Genomic DNA, 10,595 nt, shown 5'->3' on the forward strand with positions numbered 1-10,595 from the left:
TAGCGCGCTACACCCCCGGTTCGGGAGACCGCCCCCTCGATGCGCGGCCGCCGACACGGCACAGTCGATCAGGTACAGCAGCGTTCCCCCGCCTCCCGCTTCCCGAAAGGTCCCCTCATGAAGGCCCTCCTCTGGTTCGTGCTCGCCGTCGCCGTCGTCGTCAATGCCTTCAGCAGCTTCACGCTCGACGGGGCGGCAGAGATCGCCGTGAGCGTCACCACGGGTGTCGCCGTCATCGGCTCGATCACCGCGCTGGTCCTGACCCGCGAGAAGCACTCCTGAACATGCGCCCGCCGACGAGCACGCGAGAGACGGCCCGATGAGCATGCGAGAGACGCTGGACCGGGCCGATCGCGCCTCCATGCAGCTGCTCATGGGCGCGGGGATGGCCCTCGTCTCGTACGTCTTCGTCGGCGTCCTGATGTTCACCGCCGTCGCGTCGGTCATCGTGATCGGCCTGGGCGTGCTGCCCGAGACGGTCCTGCTGCTGCGCCGGATGGCCGGGTTCAAGCGGCGGCAGGTGGGCCGGTGGTCGGGGACGGAGATCCCCGAGGCGTACACGCCGCTGACCGGCTCGCTCGTCGAGCGGGTGCGCAAGGCGGTCCGGGATCCCGGTACGTACCGCGACCTGCGGTGGTTCGCCGTCCAGATCGTCTACGGCCTGGCGCTGCTGTACGCGGCGCTGCCGCTGTGGGTGATCGGCGTGCTGGTCGACGGGGTGTGGTGCGGGCTGCTCGGCCGCAGGGCCGTCGTGCTCCCGCTGATCGAGCGCCTCGCCGACCTGGACACGCGCTGGTCGCGGGCGCTGCTCAAGCCGTCGCCGGAGGCCGAGCGGAACGCCGAACTGGCGGAGCGGGTCGAGGAGTTGACCCTGACGAGGGCGGGCGCGGTGGCGGCGCACGGCGCCGAACTGCGCCGGATCGAGCGGGACCTGCACGACGGTACGCAGGCCCGCCTCGTCGCCCTGTCCATGCGGGTGGGCCTGGCCAGGCGGGCATACGACAATGCCGACAAGGACGTCACGGACCCCGAAGCGATCCGCAAGCTCCTCGCGGACGCGCAGGACCAGGCCGAGGAGGCCCTGACCGAGCTGCGGCACGTCGTCCGCGGCATCCACCCGCCGATCCTGACGGACCGCGGACTCGTCGGCGCCGTACGGGCGCTGGCCGCGAGCAGTGGCCTGGAGGTGTCCGTGCGGGACGACGGCGTGGAGGACGGGCCGCGCGCGCCCGCCGCCGTGGAGGCCGCGGCGTACTTCGTGGTCGCCGAGGCCCTGACGAACGCGACGAAGCACAGCGGGGCGCGGCGGGCGACGGTGGAACTCGCCCGCGGGGCCGCCGGACTGAGGATTTCGGTACGGGACGAGGGGCGGGGCGGCGCCGACGAGTCGGACGGCAGCGGGCTGCTCGGCATGCGGCGCCGGGTCGCGGCGCTTGACGGCACCATGGACGTGGTCAGCCCCGCCGGGGGGCCGACCGAGATCGGAGTGGAGCTGCCGTGCGTGTGGTGATCGCGGAGGACAACGCGTTGCTGAGGGAGGGGATGGTGCTGCTCCTCACGTCCGTGGGCCACGAGGTGGCGGCGGTCGCGGCCACCGGCCCCGAGGTGCTTCCGGCCCTCCTGGAGCACCGACCCGACGTGGCCGTCCTCGACGTCCGGATGCCGCCCGGCTTCCGCGACGAGGGCCTGCGCGCCGCCCTCGCGGCCCGCGAACAGATCCCCGACCTGCCGGTCCTCGTCCTCTCCCAGTACGTCGAGGAGACGTACGCGGCCGAACTCCTCGGCGGCGGCGCGGGCGGCGTCGGCTATCTCCTCAAGGACCGCGTCGGCCGCGTCGACCAGTTCCTCGACGCCCTCGAACGCGTCGCCGCCGGCGGCACCGCCCTCGACCCCGAGGTCGTCACCGAACTCCTCACCCGCCGCGCCGACGACCCCCTCGACTCCCTCACGCCCCGCGAGCGCGAGGTCCTCCACCTCATGGCCGAGGGCCGCGACAACGCCACCATCGCCACCACCCTGGTCGTCTCCGACCGCGCCGTCAGCAAGCACATCGGGAATGTGTTCCTGAAGCTGGGCCTGCCGCCGAGCGACAGCGGGCACCGGCGGGTGCTCGCGGTCCTTGCCTACCTGAACAAGGCCTAGCGCCGGGCGCCGCCGATGTCCTTGGGGGATCGGCGACGCCCGGACAATGGTTCCAGTGTGGCGGTCAGGAGCAGGGCTCGTAGAAGTGCTTCCAACCGTCGGTGGGCATGGTGGGCGGCTCGCCCGGAGTGCCGAACTCCCCGTACTTCTGCTCCAGTTCGTAGTCGAAGTCCCCCGGGCCGGTGCCCGGCTTCGACACGCGCACGGACCGCTCCAGTACCCCGTCACCGGCGTTGTTGAGGATCGCGAGGTCCGGGTACGCGTCGTCGCCGTAGTTGGCGATCCGGAGCTGCTTGGCCTCGCCGTGGTCGCCGATGTCGGAGTGCCGGGCGGTGGCGGAGCCCAGGTCCGACCGCTTGAGCGGGCCGGGGCGGTACTGCGAGACGCGCGCCGTCGACGGGTCGTCACCGCCGGACGGCTTGACGATGTTGACGACCATGTCCAGCGTGCCGTCGTTCCGGAAATCGGCGACGGCGGCGGTCGCGACCTCTCCACTCCTCGTACCGAGAAGCTTGGTGACGTCGTGCTTGGTGCCGAACGAGCCGCCCGACGTCCCCCACTGGACGGTCATCTTGGTGCCGGTGTGCCCAGGGTTGACGATCTTGTCCGGGCGGCCGTCACCGTCGAGATCGCCGACCAGCGTCGTGGCACCGGCCAGGCACGGGGCCGCCGCGGCGGCCTTGCCGGACGGTCCCGCGCCGCCCGAGGCCGACGGCCCGGCCGCGCTCGCCTGGTAACCGGAAACCGTCAGAGTCAGGGCGACAGCCGCTATCGGCGCGGCGATCAGCCGTGAACGCTTGCGAAGCATCTACGAACTCCTCACGTCTTTGCTGCTGGGCCGTTGAGCCCGCCTCCAGCCTGTGGGGTGATTCGTCCAAATCGCCAAGACCACCGGGAAGTTCGGGACGCTGGAACGCGGAAGCGGCCTCTGACCAGGGGGAACGCAGGCCGCCTGGAACGCGCGGGTGGGACGCGCCGACCCTCACCCCGAGCCTCACGCCGCCCCTCACGCCGTCGGATACCGCCCCCGCAGCACCCGCCACACCGGCGGCACCGTCCCCGCCAGGGTCGTGGCCGCGATCACCGTGACGATCAGGATCGCCTGGGCGGGCGGGAGGTAGGGGAGGGTGCCCGTGAAGGCGAGGCTGAAGGCGAGGAGGGGGATCAGGGCCACCGCGATGCCTACTGTCAGGCCCGTGAGGGCTATCGCCACTGCCTCCGTGTGGAGCATGCGGTGGAGTTGGCCGCGGGCCGCGCCCGCCCTGCGCAGGAGGGTGAGTTCGGGGCGGCGGCCCACCGCGATCAGGGTGAGGGTGCTGAGGACGGCGATGACCGTGAAGGCGCCGATCGCCCCGACCGCCGCCCCGGTGACCACTTCGCCCAGGGCCTGGTCCTCCGGTTCTACGTGGGTCGCGTTCCGTACGGCGTCGGCGTCCCCGTCCACGTGGGTGCCGGGGACCGCCGTGCTCACCGCGTGCGCTGTGCGTGGTGAGTCGTCCGTCGCCACCAGGACTTGGGCTGGCCCCGTGCCGGACGTGTGCCGCAGGATCTCGTCCCGCGAGAGGAGGAAGTCGCCCGCGCCCAGACCTCGTTCGTAGACCGCGATCACACGCAGGCGGCCGGGTGCGCCGTCGCCGAAGCGGAGTGTCACCGTCGAGCCGGGCTTCGCGTCGAGGGCGCGGGCGCGGTCGGCGGAGAGGGCGACGCGGCCGGGGCGGAGGTCGGCCAGGGTGCCCTCGCGGACGTCCGGGTCGAGGGTGCGGGTGACGTGGTCCGGGGTGACGCCGAGGACCGGGAGGCGCTCCAACCGCGGTTCTCCCGCCTCCTTGCGGGCCAGGATCACCGTGCTGTGGACGATCTCCGTCGCTCCGGTCACGCCGGGCACGGAGCGGATTCGTTCCAGTGCGCCTTGCGGCAGCCCGCCGTCCGCCCGGACCACCAGGTCCGCCCGGGTCACCTCCCGCGCCTGCGTCTCCGCCTCGTGCGTGAGCGTCGCGCCCGCCGCGAGCTGGACCACGGCGAACGCGGTGACCAGGACGATGGGGGTGATCGCCGCGCCCAGGCGGGGCGCGGACGCCGTGCAGTTGGCGGCCGCCAGGCGTCCGCCCGGGCCGCCGAAGCGGCGCATGGGGGTGCCCAGCACACGCATCGCGCCTGTCGCGATCCACGGGCCGAGCAGCGCGCACGCGATCACCATCAGGACCGCCGCCGCACTCGCCGCCGCCGCGGCCGCCTGGCCGTGTTGGAGCGTCGCCGTCCCCGCGGAGGTGACGCCGAGGCCGAGCAGGACCAGGCCCGTGATCCGGCGCGGCGCCCCCGGCGGGGACTCGCGGAGTGCCTCCGCCGGTCGCACCTTCGCCGTGCGCCCGCAGGCGATCAGGGCCGAGAGGCGGGCGACGAGGACGGTGATGCCTGCGGTGAGGAGGGGAGCCGTCAACAGCCAGGGCGGGAAGGGTAGTTCCAGGCCGGTGGGCAGGGCTCCGCGTGCGTCCAGGAGTGCGCGCAGCGCCACGTACGACGGTACGGCCAGGACGGCGCCCAGCGCCGACGCCGCCACCGCGACCCGCCCCACCTCACGGCCCACCGCGCCCCGGAGCTGCCGGGGCGTCGCCCCCACCGCCCGCAACAGGCCCAGCTCGTGGGCGCGTTGGCGCAGGGCCTGTACGACCGTCGACGACACGACGAGGACCGCGATCAGGACCACCGTCGCGGCGACCGCCCCGAGGATCTCCAGCATGGTCGTGCGCGCGGGCGCCGCCGCCAGGTGCTCGGCGGCGCCCCGCCCGTCCCCGGCGAGCACCCGCAGCCCGGCCGCGTCACCCTCCGCCCGCGCCCCCGCCCCGCGCAGCCCGGCCGCGTCCACCGCGTCCCGCACCCGCCCGTACAGCTCGCCCGCGCCCACACCCTCCTCGGCCACGACCCCGATCGCGTCGACCGTGCCCGCGTGCCCGGCAAGCCGCCGCGCCTGCTCGCCGGTGAAGTACACGGCCGCACGCGGCCCGTCGGCCACCCCCACCACCCGGTACGACGCGTCCACGCCGCCCACCCGCAGCGTCACTCGCTCTCCGGCGCGAGCCCGGCCCGCGCCCACGACGACCTCGCCCGCGCGCTGCGGGGCCCGGCCCTCACGGACCGCGTACGGCGCCAACTCGGCCGCGTCCCAAGGGCGTCCGGTGGCCGACTCGCCCCGGAAGCCCACCGGGAACACCCGGTCGGCGACGGCGGCCCTGACCCCCGACACCTTCCGCACCACGTCCAGCGTCCGCTCCGGCACCCGCACCCGCTCCGTCAGGCCCGCTGTTGCCGTCTCCGGCTCCGAGCCCCACGGCTTCGCGGTGTAACGGGTGTTCTGGTCGCCCGCGACGACCAGGTCGGCCGCCGCGTACCGCTCCACGCGCGCGTGCCCGAGCGCCGCCGACGTCACGGCCAGCGCGAAGGCGCCGAGCAGGGCGGAGGTCAGGACGAGCGCGGCGAAGACGGCGGCCCAGGCCTTGCGGTGGGTACGCGCCGCGCGGGTCGCGAGGAACGCGGTGACCTTTGTACGGGTCCGGGGTGCGGCTTTGCCGGAGGGCTCGGGTGGGTGGTCTTGCCCGGGGCGCTTGGACGTGCCGGGGTGGGACGGGCCACCGCCGATCGGCGCTTCGCGCCTCGTCCTCAATCGCCGGACGGGCTTTCTACCGTCCTGCGTGCGGTCATTGCCGGGTGCTTCGCGCCTCACGCCGCCACCCCCGCGCGCCCCAGCCGCCGCATCACCGCGTGCACCCGCTCCGCGTCCGGCTGGCCGATCGCCGCCACGAGGCGGCCCTGCGCGAGGAACACCGCCTCGTCGCACCACGCCGCCGCGGCCGGGTCGTGGGTCACCATGACGACGGTGTGGCCGTCGTCGTCGACGGCCTGGCGGAGCAGCGCGAGCACGTCGTGCGCGGTCGACGGGTCGAGGGCGCCCGTCGGCTCGTCGGCGAAGACCACGGCCGGGTCCGTCACCAGCGCGCGGGCGATCGCGACGCGTTGCTGCTGGCCGCCGGAGAGTTCGGCGGGGCGGTCCCCCGTCCGGTCACCGAGCCCGACGGCGGCCAGGGCCACGGCCGCGCGCGCGGCCGTGCCGTCGTCGGCCGCGTCGGCGCCCCCCAGCATCAGGGGCAGCGCCACGTTCTCCGCGACGCTCAGCGACGGCACGAGATTGTGCGCCTGGAAGACGAAGCCGATCCGCTCCCGGCGCAGCCGCGTCAGCGCGGCCTCCGACAGCGCGCCGATCTCGACGCCCTCGACGCGGACGGTGCCGGACGTCGGCCGGTCCAGCCCGGCCGCGCACTGCAGCAGCGTCGACTTGCCGGACCCCGAGGGCCCCATGACGGCGACGAACCGGCCGCGCCCCACCGCGAGGTCGGTCGGGTGCAGCGCGACGACGTCGCCGCCGCGGTACGTGCGCCCCACCCCGTCGAGGGCGAGCGCGCCGCTCTCCGCCCGTTCCCCGACCGGCACTTGGGCCCGCCCGCGCAAGCTGTCGTCGCGCCGCCGCCTGAACATTCCCGTACGCCCTTTCGGTGACCGAAGCGGTCAGTGAGTGCCGCCTGTCACCGAGAACGCTAGGAATCCGAGGGCCCCGCCCACGAGGGAGCGCACACCCGAGGTGGCGGTGGAGCCTGCTACACCCCCACCTCGGGCGGAGGGCCCGCACCGGGCCTCCGGCCGCGCCTCAGGCCGGCTTGCGCAACACCTCCACCAGCGCCGCAATGCTCTGCTCCCCGCGCCCCTCGGCCATCGCCCGGCGCAGCAGCTCGTGCATCGGCTCGTGCCAGCGCACGTCGAGCCCGGCCTCGGCCGCGACCTCGGTGTCGCCGGGGATGCCCGCGTGGAAGATGCCGATGGACGACTGGGGGTCGTCGTAGGAGCCGCGGTCGATCTCCGCCGCGAACTGCGGCAGCACGGAGCCGATCATCTCCAGCCACTTCACGGTGTACGGCACGAGCGTGCTCGCCTCCAGGCCGCGCGCCGTGATCAGCGCCGCGCCCTGGAAGAAGCCGAGCAGCGCGGGCAGCAGCGTGCCGCCCACCGCCGACTCGTACAGCGCCGCCAGATCGGGCTCGGCGCCCAGGTGCACGGTGTCGCCGCCGATGACCCGCAGTGTGGTCTCGTAGGTGTCGAAGAGGGCGCGGTCGCCGCTGTAGTAGTGCAGGGTGTCGGGCGCGCCCACGGCCGCGGGCACGTTCTTGATCGCGCCGTCCAGGAACCGCGCGCCGTGCCCGGTGGCCCAGTCGGCCATCGCGCGGGCGCCGGACGGGGTACCGGAGTTGACGGTGATCAGGGTGCGCCCGGCGAGTGCGGCCCCGGCCGGCTCCAGGGCGGCAAGGGTCGCTTCGTACGTCGTCAGGCAGGCGATCGTCAGCGGGCTCGCGGCGATCGCGTCCCGGATGTCCGGGGCGTGCGTCGCGCCCCGCTCGACGAGCGGGGCGGCCTTGGCCGGGCTGCGGTTCCACACGGTGGTGGGGTGCCCGGCGGCGACGTACGCCGAGGCGAGTGCCGCGCCCATCGCGCCGAGTCCGACGATCGTCACGGGCGTGCGGGCGTGCTCGGGCATGGCTGCTCCAATGCGGGGGTGGGATGGGCGAGTTGACCTTCGACCCCAGCCTGGATTCAGCCGTCGTGTTCCTCAAGTACCTACTATTTAGTGGGGTACTTACCTTTCGGTGCGCGGCTGCGTGCCCGCGCGCTTACGGGCGTGCCTCCGGGTGCAGCCGCACCCACCCCGCCCACGCCGACTCCACCATCTCGCGCACGTCCCGCTTGGCCGACCAGCCCAGCTCGGCGGCCATCCGGTCGGCGGCGGCGACCACCCGCGCCGGGTCGCCCGCGCGCCGCGCGGTGACCTCCGCCGGGACGGCGTACCCGGTGACCTCCGCGATCAGGTCGACCATCTCGCGCACCGAAACCCCCTCGCCGCGGCCGACGTTGAGGGTCAGGTCGGTGCCGGGCGGCGCTTCGGCGAGGCGCCGGGCGGCGGCCACGTGGGCCTCGGCGAGGTCCGTCACGTGGATGTAGTCGCGCACACAGGTGCCGTCCGGCGTCGGATAGTCCGCGCCGAAGATCCGCGGGGCCTCGCCGGCGGTGAGCTTCTCGAAGACCATCGGTACGAGATTGAAGACGCCGGTGTCGGCCAGCTCGGGGCCCGCAGCGCCCGCCACGTTGAAGTACCGCAGGCAGGCCGTGCGCAGGCCCGTCGCGCGGCCCACCGCGCGGGTCAGCCACTCGCCCGCCAGCTTCGTCTCGCCGTACGGACTCATCGGCACGCAGGGCGTGTCCTCGGTGACCAGGTCGACGTCGGGCATGCCGTACACGGCGGCCGACGAGGAGAAGACGAACGACGGGACGTCCGCGTCCGTGACCGCTTCGTGGAGGACCCTGAGGCCCTCCACGTTCTCCCGGTAGTAGCGCAGCGGCTGTTCGACCGACTCGCCGACCTGCTTCTTCGCCGCCAGGTGGACGACGCCGGTGACCGCGTGGTCCCTCAGGGTGCGCGCGACGAGCTCCGCGTCGAGGGTCGAGCCGACGACGAGGGGCACGCCCTCCGGCAGCCGCTCGGCGATCCCCGAGGACAGGTCGTCGTACGCCACCGCCCGCTCGCCCGCCTCCGTCAGGGCGCGCACGACGTGCCCCCCGATGTATCCGGCGCCGCCGGTGATCAGCCAGGTCATGGTGAGCTCGTCCCGTCGTGTCGTGTTGGTCGCGGATGTCCCCCGGACATCCCGGACGTGCAGTGTCGCAGAGCCCGCGTACGAGCCTCGTCAGCGGCCGTCGGCCCGTGCACCCGGCAGCCTGCGCACGAGCCGTGCGAGCCGCCGCCGCGCGACCCCCGCCACCCCGCGCGCCCCGGGGGCGAGGCGCACCGAGAGGTTCCCGGCCTGCGTCGCGTACGGCTGCGCGAGCAGCACGCCGCGCCGCCCGCCCGGCACCACCGTGCGGCGCAGCAGGCCGGGCCCGGCCACCGCGCGGGCCGTGGTCTCGCGCGCCGTGCCGTCGTCGAAGAGCAGCCGCAGCCGCAGGTCCCACACGTCGCCGTCGAGCGCCGCGAGGTCGACGCGCACCTCGGCCACCCAGGTCTCGCCCGGCTTCTCCGGGCCGAACGCGGCCGTGCGCCGCAGCTCCGGCCGCCCGCCGCCCCGCCGCGTCAGCTCCACGTCGACCACGCCGGGCCCCGCCGCCGCGACCCGCCCGTACAGCTCGTGCAGGCGAAGCAGCAGCACGCCCGCGCGGGGGCGCAGCTCGGCGTCGACCGCGAGAGGGAGCAGCCGCAGCGGCCGCGCGAGCAGGTGCTCCAGGGTGACCTGGGGCAGGTCGGCCGACCAGACGGGGGTGCCGTCGGCGGCGCGCGCGTACGGCGGGGTGAGCCGGGCCGGGCGGGCCGCCACCTGCTTGAGGCGGTCCAGGTCGCGCGGCTCGGCGGCGGCGAGGATCACCCGGGCGATGACGCGGCCGGGGGCGGGGGCCGCCTCCAGGTCGGCCGCGTCGAACTCGGTGAGGTAGGCGCGGGTGAGCGCCCACCACTCGCGCTGGTACTCCGGGCCGCGCGCGGCCAGCTCCCGCGTGTACATGCGCAAGCCGTGGTCGATGAACTGGGCGCGGGCCGCGCGCGCGAGGAGCTTGTCGCCACTGCGGGCGCCGCCCAGGATGTCGACGGCCTGGCGGTGCGCCGTGATGCGGGCCCGCCAGTTCTCGATCCCGGCGCGGTCCAGCGAGATCGACAACTTGGCGGCGGCACGCCGCACATGCCACACGTACACGGTGTCCGGCACGAGGGCGATGCGCGGGGCGGCGGCCAGGACGCGGGCACCGAAGACGAAGTCCTCGTAGATGAAGCGGCCTTCGGGGAAGCGGGCGGCGTGCGCGCGCAGGAAGTCCGTGCGGTAGAGCTTGTTGACGCAGAGCGTGTCGTGCACGAGGCGCGGGCGCAGCTCGGGTCGGGCGACCAGCGCGGCCTTGCGGTACAGCTCGGGCTGCCAGGGCGTCTCGCGCCCCGACGGCAGCTCGCGGCGCACGCACAGGCCCGACGCGACGTCGGCGCCGTGCCGCAGCGCCGCGTCCAGGAGCGCCCGCGCGCCGCCCGGCGCCAGCATGTCGTCGCTGTCGAGGAACATCACGTACGGCAGGGTCGCGGCGTCGACGCCGTCGTTGCGCGGGGCGCCGCAGCCGCCGCTGTTGGCGGCGCGGCGGATCACGCGCACCCGCCGGTCCCGCGCGGCCAGCTCCGCGAGGACGGCGGGGGTGTCGTCCGTCGAGCAGTCGTCCACCGCGATCACCTCGCCCACCACGGGGCCCTGGGCGAGCGCGGAACGCACCGCGGCGGCGATGTGCGGGGCGTCGTCGTAGCCGATCACGACGACGGTGATCTGGGGCTCTTGGGGCGAATTGTGGTTCACAGGGGAAATTTTAGGGCTTGCCAGGAATTATCCGATTAG

The 10,595-nt window shown here is 74.6% G+C and carries 9 protein-coding genes; 3 read left to right on the forward strand and 6 right to left on the reverse strand.

The features are described from left to right. Positions 1-117: 117 nt before the first annotated feature. The 3 genes from AC0KTA_RS23000 to AC0KTA_RS23010 are packed head-to-tail and all read left to right on the forward strand — an operon-like array spanning position 118 to position 2,142. A complete protein-coding gene (locus tag AC0KTA_RS23000) occupies positions 118-282 on the forward strand; it encodes a hypothetical protein (protein ID WP_481050114.1) in 165 nt (54 codons plus the stop codon). A 43-nt stretch (positions 283-325) separates the two neighbouring features. After that, complete coding sequence (locus AC0KTA_RS23005) at positions 326-1,510, forward strand: sensor histidine kinase (protein WP_481056527.1); 1,185 nt, start codon at positions 326-328, stop codon at positions 1,508-1,510. Then, a complete protein-coding gene (locus AC0KTA_RS23010; protein WP_481050115.1) occupies positions 1,498-2,142 on the forward strand; it encodes a response regulator transcription factor in 645 nt (214 codons plus the stop codon). Before AC0KTA_RS23005 ends, AC0KTA_RS23010 begins: the two co-directional genes overlap by 13 nt. Before the next feature lie 64 nt (positions 2,143-2,206). On the opposite strand, the gene AC0KTA_RS23015 is transcribed toward AC0KTA_RS23010, so the two are convergent. The 6 genes from AC0KTA_RS23015 to AC0KTA_RS23040 form a co-directional block, all read right to left on the reverse strand. After that, entirely contained in the window at positions 2,207-2,950 is a 744-nt protein-coding gene (locus tag AC0KTA_RS23015; RefSeq protein ID WP_481050116.1) for an FG-GAP repeat domain-containing protein, read from the reverse strand. Between the two features lie 198 nt (positions 2,951-3,148). Next, a complete protein-coding gene (locus tag AC0KTA_RS23020) occupies positions 3,149-5,800 on the reverse strand; it encodes an FtsX-like permease family protein (RefSeq protein WP_481050117.1) in 2,652 nt (883 codons plus the stop codon). A 56-nt stretch (positions 5,801-5,856) separates the two neighbouring features. Then, on the reverse strand, positions 5,857-6,669 hold the full coding sequence (locus tag AC0KTA_RS23025) for an ABC transporter ATP-binding protein (RefSeq protein WP_481050118.1): 813 nt from the start codon (positions 6,667-6,669) through the stop codon (positions 5,857-5,859). Between the two features lie 169 nt (positions 6,670-6,838). Beyond that, positions 6,839-7,720, reverse strand: coding sequence for an NAD(P)-dependent oxidoreductase (locus tag AC0KTA_RS23030; protein WP_481050119.1), 882 nt, complete (start codon positions 7,718-7,720; stop codon positions 6,839-6,841). Between the two features lie 133 nt (positions 7,721-7,853). Beyond that, positions 7,854-8,834, reverse strand: a complete 981-nt coding sequence (gene galE / locus AC0KTA_RS23035; protein WP_481050120.1) for a UDP-glucose 4-epimerase GalE — start codon at positions 8,832-8,834, stop codon at positions 7,854-7,856. Positions 8,835-8,924: 90 nt separating this feature from the next. Then, a complete protein-coding gene (locus tag AC0KTA_RS23040; protein ID WP_481050121.1) occupies positions 8,925-10,556 on the reverse strand; it encodes a glycosyltransferase family 2 protein in 1,632 nt (543 codons plus the stop codon). Positions 10,557-10,595 lie beyond the last annotated feature (39 nt).

The organism is Streptomyces sp. Y309, from assembly GCF_056712025.1.